15 protein-coding genes are annotated in these 20,195 nt (G+C 48.4%); 6 read left to right on the plus strand and 9 right to left on the minus strand.

The window, feature by feature from the left end; translation table 11 throughout:
* Window positions 1–42: 42 nt before the first annotated feature.
* The 3 genes from EHS89_RS03175 to EHS89_RS03185 all read right to left on the minus strand — a co-directional run bounded on the left by EHS89_RS03175 (window position 43) and on the right by EHS89_RS03185 (window position 4,653).
* On the minus strand, window positions 43–1,527 hold the full coding sequence (locus tag EHS89_RS03175; protein ID WP_124924645.1) for an aldehyde dehydrogenase: 1,485 nt from the start codon (window positions 1,525–1,527) through the stop codon (window positions 43–45).
* Window positions 1,528–1,542: 15 nt separating this feature from the next.
* Window positions 1,543–3,384: an aspartate ammonia-lyase gene (gene aspA, locus EHS89_RS03180; protein ID WP_124924646.1), complete on the minus strand. Its 1,842-nt coding sequence runs from the start codon at window positions 3,382–3,384 to the stop codon at window positions 1,543–1,545.
* A gap of 324 nt (window positions 3,385–3,708) precedes the next feature.
* Window positions 3,709–4,653, minus strand: a complete 945-nt coding sequence (locus EHS89_RS03185) for a LysR substrate-binding domain-containing protein (protein ID WP_124924647.1) — start codon at window positions 4,651–4,653, stop codon at window positions 3,709–3,711.
* 586 nt (window positions 4,654–5,239) lie between these two features.
* Here EHS89_RS03185 and EHS89_RS03190 point away from each other — a divergent pair.
* The gene (locus EHS89_RS03190) at window positions 5,240–6,847 is read left to right on the plus strand and encodes an NAD(P)/FAD-dependent oxidoreductase (protein WP_124924648.1); all 1,608 of its coding nucleotides are present in this window, start codon (window positions 5,240–5,242) and stop codon (window positions 6,845–6,847) included.
* 18 nt (window positions 6,848–6,865) lie between these two features.
* Here EHS89_RS03190 and EHS89_RS03195 read toward each other — a convergent pair whose 3' ends face one another.
* Window positions 6,866–8,137: a DEAD/DEAH box helicase gene (locus EHS89_RS03195; protein WP_124924649.1), complete on the minus strand. Its 1,272-nt coding sequence runs from the start codon at window positions 8,135–8,137 to the stop codon at window positions 6,866–6,868.
* Between the two features lie 342 nt (window positions 8,138–8,479).
* On the opposite strand from EHS89_RS03195, the gene EHS89_RS03200 reads away from it, so the two are divergent.
* The gene (locus EHS89_RS03200) at window positions 8,480–9,358 is read left to right on the plus strand and encodes a DMT family transporter (RefSeq protein WP_124924650.1); all 879 of its coding nucleotides are present in this window, start codon (window positions 8,480–8,482) and stop codon (window positions 9,356–9,358) included.
* 37 nt (window positions 9,359–9,395) lie between these two features.
* Here the strand turns inward: EHS89_RS03200 and EHS89_RS03205 are convergent, their stop codons facing one another.
* A complete protein-coding gene (locus EHS89_RS03205) occupies window positions 9,396–10,487 on the minus strand; it encodes an alcohol dehydrogenase family protein (RefSeq protein ID WP_170167394.1) in 1,092 nt (363 codons plus the stop codon).
* A gap of 210 nt (window positions 10,488–10,697) precedes the next feature.
* Here EHS89_RS03205 and EHS89_RS03210 point away from each other — a divergent pair, with 210 nt between their 5' ends.
* Entirely contained in the window at window positions 10,698–11,561 is an 864-nt protein-coding gene (locus EHS89_RS03210; RefSeq protein ID WP_124924651.1) for a LysR family transcriptional regulator, read from the plus strand.
* 172 nt (window positions 11,562–11,733) lie between these two features.
* Here the strand turns inward: EHS89_RS03210 and EHS89_RS03215 are convergent, their stop codons facing one another.
* Both EHS89_RS03215 and EHS89_RS03220 read right to left on the minus strand, forming a co-directional pair.
* Window positions 11,734–12,663, minus strand: coding sequence for an AEC family transporter (locus EHS89_RS03215; protein WP_124924652.1), 930 nt, complete (start codon window positions 12,661–12,663; stop codon window positions 11,734–11,736).
* A gap of 82 nt (window positions 12,664–12,745) precedes the next feature.
* On the minus strand, window positions 12,746–13,633 hold the full coding sequence (locus tag EHS89_RS03220) for a LysR family transcriptional regulator (protein WP_124924653.1): 888 nt from the start codon (window positions 13,631–13,633) through the stop codon (window positions 12,746–12,748).
* A 229-nt stretch (window positions 13,634–13,862) separates the two neighbouring features.
* Here EHS89_RS03220 and EHS89_RS03225 point away from each other — a divergent pair, with 229 nt between their 5' ends.
* Window positions 13,863–14,531, plus strand: coding sequence for a class I SAM-dependent methyltransferase (locus EHS89_RS03225; RefSeq protein WP_124924654.1), 669 nt, complete (start codon window positions 13,863–13,865; stop codon window positions 14,529–14,531).
* Between the two features lie 35 nt (window positions 14,532–14,566).
* Here the strand turns inward: EHS89_RS03225 and EHS89_RS03230 are convergent, their stop codons facing one another.
* Both EHS89_RS03230 and EHS89_RS03235 read right to left on the minus strand, forming a co-directional pair.
* A complete protein-coding gene (locus EHS89_RS03230) occupies window positions 14,567–15,541 on the minus strand; it encodes an AEC family transporter (RefSeq protein WP_124924655.1) in 975 nt (324 codons plus the stop codon).
* 135 nt (window positions 15,542–15,676) lie between these two features.
* Complete coding sequence (locus EHS89_RS03235; protein WP_124924656.1) at window positions 15,677–17,062, minus strand: SLC13 family permease; 1,386 nt, start codon at window positions 17,060–17,062, stop codon at window positions 15,677–15,679.
* A gap of 97 nt (window positions 17,063–17,159) precedes the next feature.
* Here EHS89_RS03235 and EHS89_RS03240 point away from each other — a divergent pair, with 97 nt between their 5' ends.
* A complete protein-coding gene (locus tag EHS89_RS03240; protein ID WP_124924657.1) occupies window positions 17,160–17,963 on the plus strand; it encodes an AraC family transcriptional regulator in 804 nt (267 codons plus the stop codon).
* Window positions 17,964–18,667: 704 nt separating this feature from the next.
* The gene (gene betB, locus EHS89_RS03245) at window positions 18,668–20,122 is read left to right on the plus strand and encodes a betaine-aldehyde dehydrogenase (protein WP_124924658.1); all 1,455 of its coding nucleotides are present in this window, start codon (window positions 18,668–18,670) and stop codon (window positions 20,120–20,122) included.
* The last annotated feature ends 73 nt before the right edge of the window (window positions 20,123–20,195 follow it).

Raw genomic sequence — 20,195 nt, forward strand, 5'->3', positions numbered from 1 at the left:
AAAACGCCACCCGCTAATGCTGATGGCGCTATGGCTCAGACATTAACCCAGCTTGATCCAGGTGGTTTTCAGCTGAGTGAATTTATCGATTGCATGCAGTGACAGGTCGCGCCCGAAACCAGATTGTTTAAAGCCACCGAAGGGGGTACTGAAATCCAGCGCATCCATGGTATTAACTGATACGGTGCCAGCCTTAAGCTTCTTACTAACACGATGAGCCCGGTTCAGGTTGGTGGTCCACAGCGATGCCGCCAGACCATAAATAGAGTCATTAGCAATAGCGATCGCTTCTGCTTCAGAATCAAAACTGATCAGTGCCGCAACCGGGCCGAACACTTCATCCCGGGCAATACTCATGTCAGGGGTAACCTGATCAAAAATGGTAGGAGCAACCACGGCGCTTGACTCATCACCGGTGCCTCCGGTCAGCATTTTTGCTCCCTCAGCATTGGCCTGGTTGATACAACTACGCACATTGCCCGCGTGATTTATATCGATCAGCGCGCCGACCTGAGTATCTGAATCCAGCGGATCACCGACTTTCATCGATTGCGCTTTCGCCAAAAACTTCTCAACAAACTGCTCTTTAATACTGCTCTCAATCAGGATCCGGGAGTTTGCCGAACAGACTTCACCCTGGTTAAAGAAGATTCCCATCGCTGCATGTTCAACGGCCGCGTCAAGATCGCAGTCGGCAAAAATCAGGTTAGGACTCTTACCGCCTGTTTCGGGCCATACCGGCTTCATATTAGACTCAGCCGAGTAACCCATAAACAGCTTGCCAACCTGGGTCGAGCCGGTAAATGCCAGACAATCCACATCATTATGTAAACCCAGCGCTTTACCCACAATATGACCATGACCGGTCACGACGTTTAACACACCATCCGGGAAGCCCGCCTGTTTTGCCAGTTCCGCCAGTTTTAGCGCTGTCAGTGGCGACTGTTCCGCAGGCTTTAATACCACCGAGTTACCGCTGATCAATGCTGGTGCTAGCTTCCAGGCAGCAATATCCAGGGGAAAGTTCCAGGGTACAACCGCTGCAACAACGCCAATAGGCTCGCGGGTAATTGTGGCGATATTATTGCCATCGGTGGGCGCGACTTCGCCATAGAGTTTATCGATCGCTTCCGCATACCACTCGAAGCAGCCCGCCGAGCCCGGTATGTCGATATTCATGGCATCCTGTACCGGCTTACCAACGTTCAGGCTTTCCATTAACGCCAGCTCTTCATGGTTTTCCATAATCAGAGCAGCCAGCTTTTTCATCACCGCTTTACGCTCTGCAGGGGCTTTATCTGCCCAGATACCCGAATCAAATGAGCGCCGTGCTGCAGCAACAGCCCGGTCGACATCCTGCTCAGTACAAGCGGCTGTCGCTACTAGCAACTCGCCAGTAGCCGGATTGATAGTATCGTAGCGCGCACCATCGCTGGCATCGGTAAACTCACCATCGATAAAAGCCTGTGAAATCAAATTCATATTCTGCTGTTTGGTCAGCCAGTACTCTTTGTTCTGTGTAGTCATCTGTTTTACTCCTGCTCAGACAGCATTACTGTTCACTGCGCTCTTACGCATTCGGCGCGGTGCAGTCATATTTTCAACGCTGAGAATGTCATCCAGTTCATCACCGGTTAACAGCCCCTCTTTTAATACCAACTCACGTACGCTGTTGTTGTTCTCAATCGCCAGTTGGGCGATTCGGGTGGCATTTTCATAGCCGATATAAGGGTTCAGTGCGGTAATAATACCGATACTGTTATTCACTACATCCAGACAGTGATCCCGGTTCGCCGATATCCCTTTGATACACTTATCAGCCAGGGTGTTAACTGCCCGAACCTGTAAGCGCAGTGACTGAAGCACATTAAAAGCAATAACTGGCTCCATCACATTTAACTGTAGCTGACCGGCTTCAGCCGCCATAGTGACCGCTATATCATTACCTATCACCTGAAAAGCGACCTGGTTAACCATCTCTGGAATCACCGGATTAACCTTGCCCGGCATTATCGAGCTGCCTGGTTGCATTGGCGGAAGATTGATCTCCTGCAAGCCGGCCCGGGGACCACTGGAAAGCAGACGCAGGTCATTACACATCTTAGATAGTTTGACCGCATTACGTTTCAAAACGCTAGAAAAAGTAACAAAAGCGCCCATATCAGAGGTCGCTTCGATCAGGTTACCTGCCCGGATCATCTCCTTCTCAGAGATATGGCACAGCTCTTCGATCACCAGACTGGAGTACTCAGGATCGGTATTGATACCAGTGCCTATAGCAGTTGCCCCCATGTTGATCTCACGGAAGAACTCAACCACGCTTTTGGCTTCTTCAATATCTTCTTTGATGGTGGAATACCAGGCATCAAACTCCTGGCCTAAGGTAATAGGCACCGCATCCTGCAGCTGGGTACGGCCCATCTTTATAACATCGGAGAACTCCACCGCTTTCTGCTTAAGCTGGTAACAGAGCCCCGACAGTGCAGACACATATTCCTGATGGCTAAGCAGAATACTCAGGCGAATGGCGGTAGGGTAAGCATCATTAGTCGACTGGGACAGATTGACGTGATTATTAGGATGCAGATGCTGATAGTCGCCCCGGGCATGCCCCAGAATCTCAAGCCCCCGATTTGCGATAACTTCGTTGGCGTTCATATTGGTAGAAGTACCGGCACCACCCTGAATCACATCGACAACAAAGTGTTCATGCCACTGCCCCTCAACAATCTCATCGCAGGCCTGACAGATCGCAGCGGTGCGAACATTGTCCAACTGTCCCAACTTATTGTTGGCTTTAGCGGCCGCCTTTTTCACCATCGCCAGCGCATTAACCAGCTGTGGAAAATGTTTCAGCTTGATGCCGGTAATAGCGAAGTTTTCTTGTGCTCGCAGCGTCTGTACACCGAACAGTGCCGATTGAGGTACTTCCCGCACTCCTAACAAATCCTTTTCCCGACGCACTGTTTCATGCTGTTTTGCCTGCACGGAGACTTTCTGACGCAGCGCTTCTAACTGCATCAATACCGCCGCTAGTGCGGCGGTTCGTACTGAACCCGCCAGCCAGCGCTGTAACGCAGCACGATCAACTTCCAGCAAACTAATATCGGTTACCGCCTGAAAATGATCGGTGCAGATTTGCGCAATCGTCAGGGAGTTACAAAGCACCGGACCCGCTAACTGAATCTGATAGCCAGCGCCGGTCTGCTGAAGTACACCCGATAGCAAAATTACCAGCCGTTCGCCCTGCTTCGGCAACGCAACTGACTCACCCTTCCTAGCTTCAATAACTGTACTTATCTTAACCAGTGTGTTGAATTCAGGGGCTTCCAACGCATCACACTGTAGAACTGTTTTAACGAGTTTTTTATTATTTGTATTCATTTTCTACCCAGATGCAGCTAAAACATCTTTAGTCAGGTTTGTTTCGAACTCTTCGAATAAGATGTTCGGAAGATTCACATAACAAGACTAAAAACTACCGCTATATTTGTAAAATATTATAAACCTCTGGTCTGGATCAGTTTTTTGAATACAAATAAATCTAGGTAGAAAATGGAAGATAGAAGAAAGCATCTGACGGATTGCTGTGATCCATCACCCTGCTTACCGGGTAATGGATTTATAAGAAAGGAATAGGCTTAACTGCCAGGCAAGCCAGAATGGCTATATGACTAATCAATTGATAAGTAAGTAAGCTAAAAACGATTAACTCAGGTTTCTGTAAAAACGCTTATCCGTAAATACCGATTCGGTCAGTTCAACAGAGCGCTCTTTCAGCATCTTAATAAAGGCTTCCGCAACCGGTGTCAGGCGGAACTGCGATATTTTCGCTACCCCCAGTCGTAACGGCCGTAAATTACCCCTCAGGGGAATCGCTTTCAATTCAGTGCCATCCAGTGCCATCTTATTTACCAGCGGAGTATTGAATAACGTATAGCCAAAGCCGTTACTCACAAGCCCCCTGACCATCCCTAAAGATTGGGCACGGTAAGCAAAATCTGGTTCCAGATCCTGACTCAAAAACAATGAGAAAAAGTAATCCCGGGTCATCGGCCAGTCAAGCAGAATCATCGGGTACTCAGCCAGTTCCTCCAGACTAAGCTCCTCTTTATCCGCCAGCGGATGGTCGGCAGCCAGAACAGCATAAGGTGGAAACTCAACGATCGGTTCAAACTCAATATCCGCAGGAATTTGCAGATCATAGGTCAACGCCAGCTCATAACGACCATCAGCCAGCTGTTGAATAATCTCTTTCTGATGCCCCTCGTCACACTGAATACTGGCATCGGGATAGGTCTCAGTGAATTTCCTCATCAATGAGGGCAACATCATCGGTGTAAAGGTAGGAAAACCTATAATACGCAGCGTACCGGCAATATCTTCACCCAGAGTATTGGCGTAATGCCCCAACCCTTCTGCATCAGAAAGTAGCTGCTTAGCCTTGAGAATAAACTGCCTTCCTGCAGGTGTTAGTGACAGCCCCTGTGCATGGTGCCTGACAAACAGCTGTAATCCGGTAACTTCTTCCAGATGAAGTACCGCTGAAGAGATTGATGGTTGAGAAACATGTAAGGTTTCTGCGGCTTTTGTCACACTGCCAAACTCTCCAGCAGTGGTAAAGTAACGCAGCTGTTTCAATGTAAAATTCATATCTCTCTTCCTAATCACTATCGAAAGCCCGCCTGTATAGCTGATAAGTAGCCAACCGCTCCGGACCAGTTCGAACCGCTGTTATCTAAAACTATATAGGAAATTCATTACCAAAATCAAAATTTAATAATTTTAATCTATGCAGAGTTTTTACCTATACAACATCAACTATCTGAATAAACGGCTGGGCGCCTGGCTAAACGTCTCACTGAACACCAAGCAGCAGTATTAGTAATAGAAATACAGTAAAATGCCGCCTTTACTATAATTAGGAACCTGTGAATAAGTCTCAAGCTTTCTCAGTGGGTAATAAATCGACTTAATGCGCGAAAGGCTGCGAAGCGGAATGGCGAGTCCTTTCCAAGCAGACTGACAAAGCAGGAAGTCGATTTAATACCCACCCTTCGGGGCTTTCAGAGCGATCCGATTTCCTTGTTAACGGTTTTCGACAGGCAACCAGCATGTCTGTAACCGTTGCCTCGAATTCAAATCGCTCTGGAAGCCTGAGGCGTTTAGGACTTGTTCACAGGTTCCCTAAGTAACTCAGAGTAGGTTTACCTCCACTCTGTTATCCGGGCTTTTACAAATGATACGTGTTTCAAATATCAAATTGCCGCTTGATCATGACGAGCAGGCGCTGACCGATGCTATTTTATCGACTCTCGATATCACAGCAGAACAACTAACCCATTTTGAAATACGCCGTCGCGGCTATGATGCCCGTAAGAAAAACACTATTTTTCTGATCTACACCCTGGATATCGAAACCAGCATTAACGAGCCGTTGTTGGAAAAATTTGCCGATAACTCATCGATTCGTCTCACACCGGATATGGAGTATAAGTTTGTCGCTCAGGCGCCAACTGACCTGCAAGAGCGACCACTGGTCATCGGCTTTGGTCCCTGTGGTTTGCTAGCAGGTTTGGTATTGGCACAGATGGGTTACAAGCCTTTGATCATAGAACGGGGCAAAGCCGTACGCGAACGGACTAAAGACACCTTTGGTTTCTGGCGCCAAAAAAAGCTCAATACCGAATCCAATGTACAGTTTGGTGAAGGCGGTGCAGGTACTTTCTCTGACGGCAAACTATCAACCCAGATCAAAGACCCGAAACAATATGGCCGTAAGGTACTGACCGAGTTTGTCGAAGCCGGTGCTCCGGAAGAGATCATGTACGTAAGTAAACCTCATATCGGTACTTTCCGACTGGTATCGATGGTTGAGAAAATGCGCGCCAAAATCATCGAAATGGGTGGCGAGATACGTTTTAGTGCCCGGGTTGATGATCTGCATATTGAAGAGGGTCAGGTTACCGGTGTTACGCTGGCCGATGGCGAAACTATCAAGTCAAAACATGTTGCTCTGGCAATAGGCCACAGCGCTCGCGACACTTTCCAGATGCTATTCGATAAGAATGTCTATATGGAAGCAAAACCCTTCTCCGTCGGCTTTCGTATCGAACACGAGCAATCTCTGATTGATAAAGCCCGGTTTGGCAAAAATGCCGGCCACCCTATTCTCGGCGCTGCCGATTATAAGCTGGTACACCACTGTAAGAGCGGCCGTTCGGTCTACAGTTTCTGCATGTGTCCTGGTGGCACTGTGGTTGCTGCATCATCTGAAGAGGGTCATGTCGTCACCAACGGCATGAGCCAGTATTCCCGTCAGGAACGTAATGCTAACAGCGCGATTGTGGTGGGTATTGATCCATCCGATTACCCGGGTAACCCATTAGCCGGGGTCGATCTGCAGCGCCAACTGGAAAGCAACGCTTATCTCTTAGGCGGAGAAAACTACGATGCACCGGCACAGAAAGTTGGAGACTTTCTTAAAGGTGGAAACTCTGACGAGTTGGGTAGCGTTAAGCCATCTTTCAAGCCGGGCATTAAGTTAACCGACCTGTCGAAAGCGCTGCCAGATTTCTGTGTAGAAGCAATTCGTGAAGCCATTCCTGCGTTTAATAAACAGATCAAAGGCTTTGCCAAGGATGATGCACTGTTGACCGGTGTTGAAACCCGTACCTCCTCACCGGTTTCTATCAAACGGGGTCAGGATATGCAGAGTATCAACACCCGCGGTTTATATCCGGCAGGTGAAGGTGCCGGATACGCTGGCGGCATTATGTCAGCGGCTATAGATGGTATTAAAATCGCAGAAGCGATTGCCATGGATATCAACAACAGCAGTAATTAAACAGAGTAAAACGAAGCGTTACTTCTTTTTTTTCCGATCAGAAGGCTTAGAAGTACCGCTTTTACTGCGCAGGATTTTAGTCTTAGTCGCCTTATTAGACTTAGTCTTAAACTTGCGAACCTTTTTATTGATCTGTTTACGCAGATTATCACGGCTACCTACTTCGTAACCTGGCTGATTGATACGCTTGATACGCGCGCCGATCAAATGCTCGATACTCTCTAACGCCTGTTCTTCTGCCCGACTAACAAATGAGATCGCCTTGCCTTTTGCTCCCGCACGGCCGGTGCGGCCAATACGGTGAACATAGTCTTCTGCCAGATAAGGCAGGTTGTAGTTCACTACCAACTCAAGGCCCTGAATATCCAGACCGCGGGCAGCGACTTCGGTCGCTACCAACACCTGTACTTTGCCTTCTTTAAAATCAGCAATCGCACGCCTGCGCGACCCCTGGGTTTTATCACCGTGACAAACAACAGCAGGAATCCCATCGATCTTAAGGTCGGTCATTAACTCATCAGCCTGGGCCTTGGTACTGGTAAATACCAGCACCTGAAACCACTGATGTTTATTAATCAGCTCGGAAAACAGGTCTGCTTTGCGCTTCTCTTCTACCGGGTAAACCACATGATCAACGGTATCTGCTGTAGCGTTTACCTTAGCCACCCGAATAACCTGATGCTTAGTCATCAGCTGCTTAGCAAATTCATTTACCGTTGGCGTCACTGTAGCGGAGAACATCAGCGTCTGACGCTTGGTTGAAGTCTGCTGCAGCAAGGTATTCACATCGGCAACAAAGCCCATATCCAGCATCCGGTCTGCTTCGTCCAGTACTACGAACTCAACCTTTTTAAGGCTGACATTACACTGTACGACATGTTCTAACAGACGGCCCGGAGTAGAGATCAGAATATCAACACCGGCTCTGAGCTTTTTCGCCTGCCCTTCCATGTTTACGCCGCCATAAAACGCGGTCACGGTCAGCGGCAAAAACTGCGCATAACGCTTAATAGTTTCTGCCAACTGTTCAGCCAGCTCGCGGGTCGGTGTCAGAATAAGCGTACGGGGATAACCGGATTCCGTTGGTTTTGGACTATCGGTCATCTGCTGCAGAATCGGCAAACTGAAGGCAGCAGTTTTACCGGTACCGGTTTGCGCGTTGGCTAACAGGTCTTTACCACGACGGGCAGGAACAATCGCCTGTTCCTGAACCGGTGTCATCTGGCTATAGCCACAAGCATCCAGAGCCTGTTGAATCTCAGGTGCCAGGTCGAGTGCTGAAAATTTCATGGTTTATCCTCTGTCTGCTGTGCCGTGCCAAATTTAACGGTCGCATATGATAAAGGATTTTAGTCGGTAAAGTGAGGCTATTGATGACCTCAGACCTCAATTTCCATCATAAAGAGAAGTTTCAGCTCTCAAACAGAGGGGCTAAACTCCACTTGCAGAACAATTTATCCTGCAAGTAGCGTCAGAGGGATATTATCTGACAAAGCATTTACGATTATATAAGGCTCGTATCCTGTCTGAGACTCCTGGGGATACTAAACACGACATCTGCCGGATGAACCCTTGCCCGGCACAAACCAGGCCTGATAGCGTTCGTTTTTTGAACAGCTTTGCGGAGCCATCATGTCTGTTGCAACGACGCTACATCATCAGGATTATCTGAAGGGCTGCCTGCTGGTACTACTTTCTGCGGTCTGTTATGGCCTGCAGCCTCTGTTTGCATTTTATGCTTATAACGATGGTGCCAGTCCGATCGGTGTCCTGTTGGCACGCTTCTGTTTAGCCGCTCTGATAATGTTCGGCTGGATTAAGTTTCGCAACATCAGCTTGCCTGATAGAAAGCAGGTCCGTCAAAACCTGCTTATCGGAGCAGGCTATGCCACTGCCGCGCTGGGTTACTACAATGCCAGTCACAGCGCCTCTTTCAGTATGGCGATCATCGTCATGTTCTCCTTTCCTGCCTTCGTCACACTGTTCAGTATTCTATTCCTTAAAGAGCGCCTTACCCGGATCAGGATTGTCAGTCTCACCCTGGCAATCAGCGGCGTTATTATGGCTGCTGGCACCAATATTTATGGCGATATTCAGAGTATTCTCTGGGCATTACTGGCGTCAGTCAGCTATGGCAGTGCCATTATCTATGGCTCACACAAGGCTAAGCCCGACAATCCTATTGCCGCCGCCTCAGTCATTCTTATGGGGGGAAGCCTGATCTCACTCTGTGCCTATCTGTTCCATGGTGTCACTCTGCCAGAATCCTCGGGGGGCTGGAGCGCTATTGCCGGGCTGGCCTGCTTCGCAACACTCGCCCCCGTCGCCCTGTTTATCAGTGGTTCGCCCAGAATTGGAGCATCCAACGCTGCCACACTTTCAACACTGGAACCGGTCGTCGCCGTCATGATTGCGGTCACACTGTTAGGCGAGAACTTTACCCTTGAGATACTGGCTGGGGGCGCTCTGGTCATCATCGCTTCAGTGTTGCTGGCCCGAAAACAGCACTAATCTGCTCACTCTGAATTTACCGGAGAGCCAACAACAGTCAGGGTATCAGCACCAGTTTGCCAATGAATTTCTTCGCCATAAATGCCTCCTGCGCCTGGGTAATATCTTTCAGCGCAAACTGTGCCGACACCAGTGGTTTAAGTTCATCTCGCTCAATATAGGCAACAAGGTTTTCAAACACATGGCGGGGCTGATAGGTACAACCGAAGAAACTCAAATCTTTAAGGTAGAGGGTTCGGACATCCATATCCACCATAGGCCCGCCAATTGCACCGGCAACAGTATATCGTCCACCCCGCTGCAACAGGTCTGGCAACTGCGACCACTGATCACCGGCCACCAGATCGATTACCACATCGACCGAATCAGCACCTAGTACCTGCAATAGATTTTCACCCCGACTGATCACCTGATCAGCACCCAACTCTTTAATCTGTTGCATTTTATCCGCACCACAAACAGCAATGACCTCTGCATGACGACGCTTAACCAGCTGAATTGCGGCAGAGCCCACGCCACCAGAAGCCCCGGTAATCAGAACCCGCTCCCCCGCTTTTACATTAACTCTGTCGATCATATTTTCAGCAGTGGAATAAGCACAGGGAAAGGAGGCCAGCTCAGCATCACTTAACGAGCTTTCGATCCTGTAAGCTTCACTATCACGGACCACCGCATACTGTGCAAAGCCACCATCACACTCTGAACCATAGGTAATACAGTCATGGGCATTTGCCCCATTAAAAGGCGCCTGCAATGCACGAATCAAAACCCGTTCACCGACTCTTGAGGGATCCACCTGTTCACCAACGGCAACCACCTCACCACAACAGTCCGCTCCCTGAATACGAGGTAATTGCAGCGGTACACCCGACCAGCTGGCGTCGTCAGTATTAACCGATTCAAAGCCATCGGCAGCACCACTATTGGTATCTTCTGTAATGGCTTTTGAGTACCAGCCGATCCGGGTATTAATATCAGTATTATTGACGGCACTTGCACCTACCCTGATTAGCACTTCTCCCGCACCTGGACGAGGTACCGGCAGGTCAGTGTTATATTCCAGCTTGTCCAGCCCACCATGGCCGGTCAGAACAACCGCCGACATCTTTTCGGGTATTTGATAACTCATATAATCAGTCTCTGTCTTTAACGTTAGGGAGCTTACGAATAAGCCGCTAGCTGAAAACCATCTACCAACCGGTAATATTCAGTAACAATAGTACCGGACTTGTTTTCCAGCTTAAGGACGAGGCATAATTCAATCAAACTAATATTAATGAATAGTTAATTTAGATTATCTAAACCACCAGCCAGCAATCCATGCCATAGAGTCAGCCCAATGAAACCCATACTCGATCTTGAACTGTTACGTACATTCGTCATGGTTGCTCAGACAGGTGAACTCAAGAAAGCAGCTGAGCAGGTATTTCGTTCCCAGGGCGCTGTCAGTATGCAGATTAAGCGCCTTGAGGAGCTGACAGGAAACCAGCTACTCGAACGTAGCAACCGGGGAATTCGTCTGACAGAAGCCGGAGAAACCCTGCTCGGCTACAGCGATCAGATGCTCAAACTCAGCCATGCGGCACTGTCTGCGCTGAGTAACCGGGACCTGATCGGGCAACTCTGCTTTGGTATTCCGACCGATTATGCTCAGGATTTTCTTAATTTTTTTATGCCGGTACTGGCAGCAGAATTGCCAAATCTGGATGCCCGAATCGTCTGTAAACGCAGCCGCAAATTGAGAAAAATGGTACGCAACGGTAGTGTCGATATTGCTATCGTAACCGAAGAAAAGGAATCTGATCAGGAACTGTTTCTCTGGAGTGAACGGCTAATCTGGTCGGCGCCGGTGAACGGAGATCTTGAGCAGCATATCCCTCTACCGGTAGCGATGTTCGAAGATGATTGCATTGTAAAGGATATATGCCATGCCGATATGAAAACGGCAGATATCGAGCATCGTTCGGTGTTTAGCAGTCCGGTTCTTGATAATGTAGCCACCGCTGTTGAACAAGGTTTTGCCGTCGCTCTGTTACCCGAGTCGCTCCTGAAAACTAACCGAACCCGCCCAGTTCAAAGCTTCCAAACATCCGGCCATCATGAGATCCGACTGAATATGATCTGCACTGAGGATCTACCCGTAGGTACTCAACAAAGAGTGGCTGAATGCTTTAAGCTGGCGGCCCGAAATCAGCAACGCTAACCCCAGTGAGGACAGTAGATATCTAAACAGCCATTTCAAAACAATCTTGTTCAAAGCTTTCTTAATTGAAACAAAAGCAAAAAGGTACTCTGTATTAGCCGGCAGACTCATTGAAACAAGCAAAAATACAATACAGAGTCCTAGATCATCGCTGAGATCAGATCAACGATCTTCAAGCATCGACCGCAGGCAGAATGAGGCTCAATGTCAGGGGCAAGGTAAAAAATGCCAGTAGGGCTTGCACCGTAATAATCGATGCCATCGCCTGGTAATTACCTCCCAACTGACGTGCCAGCACATAGGCGGAAGGTGCTGTAGGCACCGCCATTGCGATCACTATGATGACAATAACCATTCCCTCAAGCCCGAACCACTGTCCAATCAATAACGCTGCGACAGGTTTGATGAAAAACTGGATAACCGACGTAATAGCGATCAGATCAAGGTTACTGCCAATCCGGCCCAGCTGTAGTGCTGCACCAACAGCGAGCAATGCCATAGGCAATGCGGTTTTGCCCAGCATCTGTAACAGGTTATCCAGTACTGGGGTCAGGCCGATGCCACTCAGGTTGAGGCTTAACCCGGCTAAACATCCGAGGATTAATGGATTAGTCATCAACTGGCGGGGCAACTTTCGCCAGCCCCCGAGTTGATTATTTGACAGAGAGAAAACAAGTACGCTGAGCAAATTCACCGAAATAACGATCACGACCGTGGCCAGCGCACCGACCATCAGCCCTTCATCGCCAAACAGATTAAATGCCAGAGCTAGTACGACGAAGCTGTTAAAACGCACACCGCCCTGAAACATTGAGGTAAACGACGGCATATCAACTGGACGAATAAAATATTGCCAGATAATAATCAACAGACTACTCAATAGCAGAACTGACACCAGAGTTAACAACACTTCAACCCAGGCTAATCCCTGCAGTGGTTTATTGGCGAGCGAGGCGATCAGAAGTGCCGGGGCAAATAGATAATAGGTCAGTTTTTCCAGCCCGTTCCAGACCCCTTCTCCTACAGCAAAATGGTGCCGGGCAAGATAACCGATCAGAACGGTTAGGGTAATCGGAATTAAAGCTTCAATAGCGACAGGCATAATCTTCTCCAAAGACAACTGTCGCTTAGCTTACGTCTGCAATTACTTTAAAAATAATTATATTTATTAAGGTAATACATAACTATTTTTTAACAATCGAATTATCACCTGCAAACTCATCAAGCAATGCGCCAACCAGCCTTTTTCGACTATGGTTTCTACGCTGGTAGAGACCTATATTGCGATGAATCACCGGTTCTCCGAACGGCACGAGACAGAAGCGCTGTTGGAGATATTCAGCCTGATCCCTGCCTAACGCCATTACCGTCACACCGAGTTTCTGCTCGACCATCATCAGTGCAGCCTGCAGTGAATCCAGCTCCATCACCTCATCCGGAATGATGTTACGACGCCTTAATTCGGAATCAATCATACTACCTGCCCAGGCTCTGGGGTCGAGACGAATAAAGGGTTGGCTACTGAGCAGTTCAACATCAGATTGCGGCGCTATCTCATGATGAGCCACGACATAAAAAGGCTCCTTCTCAAGAGTGCTCCACTCATATTCTGGTGGTACCCTTTGCTGCGGTTCAGTAATTAAAACCGCGTCCAGTTCACCGCTTTCCAAGCGCTGTGCCAGATCAATAGACATCCCTCGCAAAACTTTGATCTTCAATTGTGGATAACGATCGCGCAACCGGGCCAGTACCGGACCCAAGGGGCCGGTCTGAATACTAAACACCGCGCCTAGCAGTAACTCGCCACTGAACTGCCCCGCATCGCCCAGACCATCCCCCAACTGAGCATAAAGGGCCACAATCTGCTCGGCACGTTGTAAGACTTTACGGCCATCATGATTAAGCACCTGGTTACGTCCTATCCTATCGAACAGTTTTGTCCCCAGCTGTTCCTCCAATTGCCGAACCTGAATGCTAACCGCTGCCTGGGTAAGGCCCAGCTTATCACCGGCTGCGGCAAAACTGCCCTGCTGCGCAATTGCACACAAGGTTTTTAGCGTTTTAAGTGACACTCCGGCTCCTCTTAATCAATCACCAGCTTTGCCAAACAGTATACTGAATCCCCTATATTTAAAAGAAACTGAAAAACAGCCGCCGCATTCTTTCACAACCAGGCGACGTAAGCTGCTCGCAAGGCCTTCACGCATTGCCGGTCCTGCTACTATGTAGTCCGATCAACTGGCACTTGGCTCAACCCATTAACTTTGTAACACTCCGATTATCACCATCCTTGGAGCAATCATGTCACAACTATTCGATAGCTGGCCCGATCCATACGAACAATGGTTTCATACCCCGATCGGCGCATTAGTTAAAGCAACTGAGCTTGATTTGATGCTGAAACTGGTACAGCCACAACAGGGAGAGACTATTCTGGATGCAGGCTGTGGCAGCGGCATATTTACCCAGTCATTGACGGCTACCGGCTCTCGGGTGACAGGTTTGGATATTTCAGAGCCCATGCTTAACCGGGCCAGACAGAGAATACAGGGGCAGTCATTTCTGGCGGCGGATATCTGTAAGCTGCCTTTCGCCGATAATCACTTCGATAAGACCATTTCAATTACCGCTCTGGAGTTTATCGAAGATGGCCAACAAGCGATCGCCGAACTATTCAGGGTAACAAAACCGGGCGGCACTATTGTGATCGCCACCCTGAACCACCTCAGTCCCTGGGCAACCCGTCGCTCTGATACTGCCAGGAAGGACAAAGACTCTGTTTTTAATCATGCGACTTTCCGTAGTCCGGAAGAACTACTCAAACTAGCCCCGATAGCAGGTAAAGCTTATACCGCTGTACACTTTGCTAAAGACTGTGATCCAGAACTCGCTCCTGCAATTGAACGACAAGGGCAAGCTGCTGATCTGGACACAGGTGCGTTTCTGATTGCTTGTTGGCGAAAACCTTAAAGCAGGAAATTTATGCTCTGAATAGCGCTAAGACTCTAATTAACCGCAACACTGACACTGATTGGCAGATAATAGTTAACCAACCAGATCACCAGACTCAGTGATACAAACGAAAATACGGTGGTGGGCACCAGAACAGCGGCGCAGGTGGGTCCCAATCCATACTTTGATGCGATGATCGGATAGATACCGAACATCGGCATGCTGGCCAGAATGATCGCTGCAGCAATCATCAAAGGGTCCATACCCGGTATAAAACTAAATACCAGCATCACCATTAATGGATGAATAAAGAGTTTAACCGGCAGAATCATCCCGATATCTGCGACCACTGAACGTACATTGATACCCACCAACAAACCGCCGATCGCAAACAGGGCAATACCACTCACAGTCGCAGCAAACAGATCAATCACTTTCAGCGCCGGCTGGGGCAGTGTGACACCCAGTGAAGAAAACAGTACGCCGATGATAATAGAGAGAATAATAGGGTTACGCAGTACCTGACGAAAGCTTTGTAGTAACACTTTTATCCGGCTTTCACCTTTACTTCCACCGGCATCGGCCAGAATCAGTGTGAGTGGAAATATCAGAAAATTTTCCACCATCAGGGTCAGTGCCAGCGGCACCATCGCGGCGCTGCCAAACAGTTGCACAATAACCGGAAAACCGATCATCAGACTATTGGAAAAACTACCACCCATGCCATAAATAGCCCCTTCACTGATACTTTTTCCGCGCAGCTTCAGGGTCAGGATAAACAGCAACATAAAGGCTATCAGCGAACCTGTTGCATAGCCCATCAGATAGGCACCATTGAACACTTCAGCCACCGGCTTTTCACTGATCGCTTTGAACAATAAAGCAGGCAAAGCAAAGTTCACGGCAAACGCACTCAACGCCTGAGGGGTACCTTTAGGGACAACGCTGTTCTTAACCGCCAGAAAGCCGATCAGAATAATAATAAAGACCGGTCCGGTGATACCCAATACTTGCGTCAAACCCGACATTGTTACTCTCCTGATAGTGCATCCGATTAGGGTACAAATAAATTACGAAATAAATTCAGCACCCGCTACAGGTGCTCTTTAATAGATAGATAAAACCAAACCAGCCAGAGAAGGCGTTATATTCCGGCTATAGATCTATAACCACCCCAGCAGCTGCCACCATAGATAATTAAGAGGCAGCAAAATAAGCACCGTCAAAGCCGCTAAAATCAGGCATAAACGGGCCACATGACTAAGTGAAACGCCTGCCAGCGGTATCGCCATCATCAGCGGTACTGACTGATAAGTAAAAACCACAGTGGAAAAGCCAAATACCTGAGTCATCAGCACCGCTTCCAGACTCATACCGGTCATCTGACTAATCTGCCCCGCTAAGGGTGTCAGGGTTGCAGAAACACCGGCCAATGTTGCCACGACACCGGTCATCATCGCGGTTAACGATAGAGCAAAGAAGTTAATCAGGTCATCGCCCTGAGCCAATGGCAGCCAACCCAGCACCTGATCACCGGCCAACAGACTAAGCTCACTGTAGTTAATCAGGCTTGCGATGCCTAATAAGCCTGCCAGCACCAATATCGCACTAATATTAATATTCTCATTAAAGCTCTTAGGTGAAACCATACCGATACCCGGTAATAGCAATATGGTTGCCGCCGACAGACCAATCCAGGCTGAAGAGATATGGTGGATAGAATCCGTTACCCAAAACCCCAGCGTGCCCAGCATAATGATCAGCAGTCTTATTTCAGTCCGACTCAATCGACCATTACTGGTAGCCCCCGCCGAGCGCTTAGGTGTATCCGGGTAAAGTTTAAGAATAATCAGAATCAACAATAACGCCTTTAGAATACCCAGCACCGGGAAGTGCAACATCAGGTATTCACCGAACATGGGCGTCCAGCCATGAATAGTTTCAGCCGTGCCCATCATAATCATATTAGGAATATTTGCGGTCAGAATGGCAAAGGTAGGCAGGTGACAACCAAAAGCCGCCGCCAGAAAAACCCCGATATAGCCATTACTGCCTTTTTCAAAGCCGCAACTTTTCGCCACTGCTAAGGCAATAGGAATAAACAACACTACCCGCCCTACCGAAGATGGCATCACAAAACCTAACATGACACCCATCAGAACAATGCCACTGATAAGTTTTGTATAACTGCTATCAAAGAACCCACTGAACCGATCTGCAATACGTTTGGCTAAACCGGTCTCTTTGATCGCAATGCCCATCACTAGTCCGGAAACAACCAACCAGCAGGCCGTTGACGTCAGGCCCGAAAAAACAACGTCGGCTGGGGCTACGGATAACAACATCGCCAGCACCAGCACAACCAGCGCGGTCACAAACTCAGGCAGAGCACCGGTAGCAAACAACACCATGCCACCAATAATCAGCAACCCGGAATAAAGTTGCTGTTCACTCAACACAGCAACAGCCGGACTCAGAAGCAGTAAAGCCGATAACGAAGGAATTAAAAACAGTGCAAGCCACTGCGAACGATCAAGCTGAATCTTCATATCGAGCACCCGGATAGGATTAGTGCTGGTTATTCTGACAAAAACCCACTATGTTTTAAGTCGATAAAATGACAATTAATGTTTAATTTCGGACATCATGACAACAAAGCCAGTCTCTATTCGCAAACGTTACCGCTCTAAGCTGGGCTACAGGATTGACCCATCACTGCCAATTCTCGGACTGCATAACCTGATTTTATCCGAGCTGGAACTGGATTTTCATCATCACCCCAGAGGTCAGCTGGCTTATGCTTCATCCGGCGTGATCAAGGTGTTTACCGATGCCGGTAGTTGGGTTGTACCTCCGTCACAGGCAGTATGGATTCCTGCAGGTATCTATCATTCTGTCAGCCCGGAGATCAGTTCGGAGATCCGCCATCTTTTTATCGATCCTGCCTATTTGCATCGCTTCCCTACCGAGTGCAGCGTGGTTGAGGTATCGCCATTACTAAGGGAGTTGATTCTGAAGGTTGCTGATTTTGGCGAAGACTATGCCGACAATAGTCCGGCCAGCCGGATCTGTTCCGTCATCCTGGATGAGTTACAGGCACTGAAGCCTTCATTGCTACACCTACCCGGTGCAGCCGATCGCCGCCTGTTGAGGATTATGCAGGGCATGATTGAGCGACCTGAAACCAAAACCAGCCTGTCCTACTGGTCACAACTGGTTGGCGCTAGCGAGCGCACCCTGAGCAGACTGTTTATAAAAGAAACCGGAATGACATTTCAGCAATGGCGCAAACAACTATTACTGCATGAAGCGATAAACCGGTTAGGCAAAGGAGAATCGGTTATAAATGTGGCACTGGACCTGGGTTACCACAGTCCCAGCGCCTTTGTTTCTATGTTTAAAAAAACACTGGGAAAACCGCCAAAGCAATATTTCAGAGATCTCAACTAAGGCCGTTCCAGCTGATATCTATAGCCCTTACTGACAGCGATCTCTTTTCATATCAAACACACCCGCCACCGACACATCATGACCAGCCCTCAGGCGATAGAATCAACAGACGATAAACCTGCTTAGGTTTTCTGTTCCCTAACTTAAACAAAGCCTGTTAAAAAGAGTCTTTAATAAAGAGCATTCCAGACATACTTTTAATCGGTGTGTACGACAAAGTCTTTCAACAAGATCGCCCTGCGATATCGTTCGTTAACAATGGATAGAATTATCCTTCCTCGTCCAGAACGGGTCTGGATGCGACATATATTGATTTTTTCAGGCTATTTTTGCCCCTAAAACAATTAATACAGGGTCAATTAACCGCATATAATTCTAACATTTACCCTGAACAGCCACTTTTTATCCTATCCATTCCACTAAAAACAGGGAAATAACTTTCTGTTTCATCTATCAGTGCAGCCTTCACCCATTCTTGACTTATGATCACAGAATAGCCAAAGTTGTTTTTAATTAAACGATCAATTAATAAAAACATTTTACTGATAAACGCTACTGACAAACACCTCTTTTAAGGCAGTTAAATAGCCTGATAAGTATTCTGGATCAGAGCGTTTTAAGAACATGAACAGCGTCGCTTTGCTGAGGGTAGTACCAATACGTTACCGGTTTAGCAAAGCTACAGATAAGCAGGATAAAAACAGATGCAACAATCTTTATACATCAATGGTCGCTATATGGACGCTACGTCCGGTGAGACTTTTATCACTCACAACCCAGCCACCGGAGAGGTACTGGCAACAGTACAACAAGCATCTATGGCGGATGTTGATCTGGCCGTTGCCTCTGCCCATGAAGGTTTTAAAGCCTGGTCAGCAATGACCGGTGCTGAACGCGGCCGGATCCTGATGCGTGCCGTTGCTATTCTGCGCGAACGCAATGACGAGTTGGCTCTGCTTGAGGTTCTGGATACCGGCAAGCCACTACAGGAAGCTAACTGCGTTGATATAGCGACCGGTGCCGATGTTATCGAATATTACGCGGGTCTGGCAGCAACCATTCATGGCCAGCAACAGGATCTGGGCGGCAATAACTTCTTCTACAGCCGCCGCGAACCGCTGGGTATCTGTGCCGGTATCGGCGCCTGGAACTACCCGATTCAGATCGCTATGTGGAAATCCGGGCCGGCTCTGGCGGCGGGTAATTGCATGATTTTCAAACCCTCAGAAGAAACGCCACTGAGCGTTTTGAAGCTGGCAGAGATATTCACCGAAGCGGGCCTCCCCGATGGTGTATTCAATGTTGTGCAGGGTGACTACCGGGTTGGCCAGGCACTTTCCCGTCATCCGGAAATAGCCAAAGTTTCTTTCACTGGGGAATGTGGTACCGGCAAGAAAGTAATGGCGGATACGGCAGGCTCTCTTAAAGAAGTCACGATGGAACTGGGTGGTAAATCACCACTGATCGTATTCGAAGATGCCGATCTGGAAAACGCCGTATCCGGTGCGCTTCTGGCCAACTTCTATACCCAGGGTGAAGTCTGCACCAACGGTACCCGGGTATTTGTTCACGACAGCCTGTATGACGAATTCATTAGCAAAGTAGCTGCGCGTACCGAACAGATGATTATCGGCGATCCTACCGACCTGAATACCCAGGTGGGTGCTCTGATCTCATCTCAGCATATGGAAAAGGTTCTCGAGTTTATCGAAGCGGCAAAAACAGCCGGTGCTCGCCTTATCTGCGGCGGCGAACGTGCCACCGGAAACGGGCTGGAAAACGGCTACTTCGTCAAACCTACGGTATTTGCTGACTGTAGCGATGAGATGCCCAACGTTAAAGAAGAGATCTTTGGTCCGGTGATGTCGATTCTGCGGTTCAGCGACGAAGAAGAAGTGATCCGACGTGCCAACGATACTGAATACGGTCTGGCTGCCGGGGTCTTCTCAACTAACTTCTCCCGGGCACACAGGGTTATTGCCCGTCTGCAGGCGGGTATCTGCTGGATAAATACCTGGGGTTCATCACCTGCTGAAATGCCGGTTGGTGGCTATAAGCAGTCGGGTATCGGTCGCGAGAATGGTATCGAAACCCTAAACCATTACACCCAGGTTAAAAGCGTCTTTGTCGAGCTGGGTGATATCGAATGCCCTTATTAACAGGGCGTTTTGGTCGGGCTTTTTAGTAGAGCTTTTTAGTAGAGCTTACTAAGTACAACAGTATTAAGAATAT

The sequence above is a fragment of the Amphritea balenae genome, from assembly GCF_003858655.1.
GTDB lineage: Bacteria > Pseudomonadota > Gammaproteobacteria > Pseudomonadales > Balneatricaceae > Amphritea > Amphritea balenae.

Bases quoted from the DNA above. Each gene is read 5' to 3' on its own strand.
- EHS89_RS03175 (WP_124924645.1), bottom strand. From the start codon at position 1,527: ATGACTACACAGAACAAAGAGTACTGGCTGACCAAACAGCAGAATATG.
- aspA (WP_124924646.1), bottom strand. From the start codon at position 3,384: ATGAATACAAATAATAAAAAACTCGTTAAAACAGTTCTACAGTGTGAT.
- EHS89_RS03185 (WP_124924647.1), bottom strand. From the start codon at position 4,653: ATGAATTTTACATTGAAACAGCTGCGTTACTTTACCACTGCTGGAGAG.
- EHS89_RS03190 (WP_124924648.1), top strand. From the start codon at position 5,240: ATGATACGTGTTTCAAATATCAAATTGCCGCTTGATCATGACGAGCAG.
- EHS89_RS03195 (WP_124924649.1), bottom strand. From the start codon at position 8,137: ATGAAATTTTCAGCACTCGACCTGGCACCTGAGATTCAACAGGCTCTG.
- EHS89_RS03200 (WP_124924650.1), top strand. From the start codon at position 8,480: ATGTCTGTTGCAACGACGCTACATCATCAGGATTATCTGAAGGGCTGC.
- EHS89_RS03205 (WP_170167394.1), bottom strand. From the start codon at position 10,487: ATGAGTTATCAAATACCCGAAAAGATGTCGGCGGTTGTTCTGACCGGC.
- EHS89_RS03210 (WP_124924651.1), top strand. From the start codon at position 10,698: ATGAAACCCATACTCGATCTTGAACTGTTACGTACATTCGTCATGGTT.
- EHS89_RS03215 (WP_124924652.1), bottom strand. From the start codon at position 12,663: ATGCCTGTCGCTATTGAAGCTTTAATTCCGATTACCCTAACCGTTCTG.
- EHS89_RS03225 (WP_124924654.1), top strand. From the start codon at position 13,863: ATGTCACAACTATTCGATAGCTGGCCCGATCCATACGAACAATGGTTT.
- EHS89_RS03230 (WP_124924655.1), bottom strand. From the start codon at position 15,541: ATGTCGGGTTTGACGCAAGTATTGGGTATCACCGGACCGGTCTTTATT.
- EHS89_RS03235 (WP_124924656.1), bottom strand. From the start codon at position 17,062: ATGAAGATTCAGCTTGATCGTTCGCAGTGGCTTGCACTGTTTTTAATT.
- EHS89_RS03240 (WP_124924657.1), top strand. From the start codon at position 17,160: ATGACAACAAAGCCAGTCTCTATTCGCAAACGTTACCGCTCTAAGCTG.
- betB (WP_124924658.1), top strand. From the start codon at position 18,668: ATGCAACAATCTTTATACATCAATGGTCGCTATATGGACGCTACGTCC.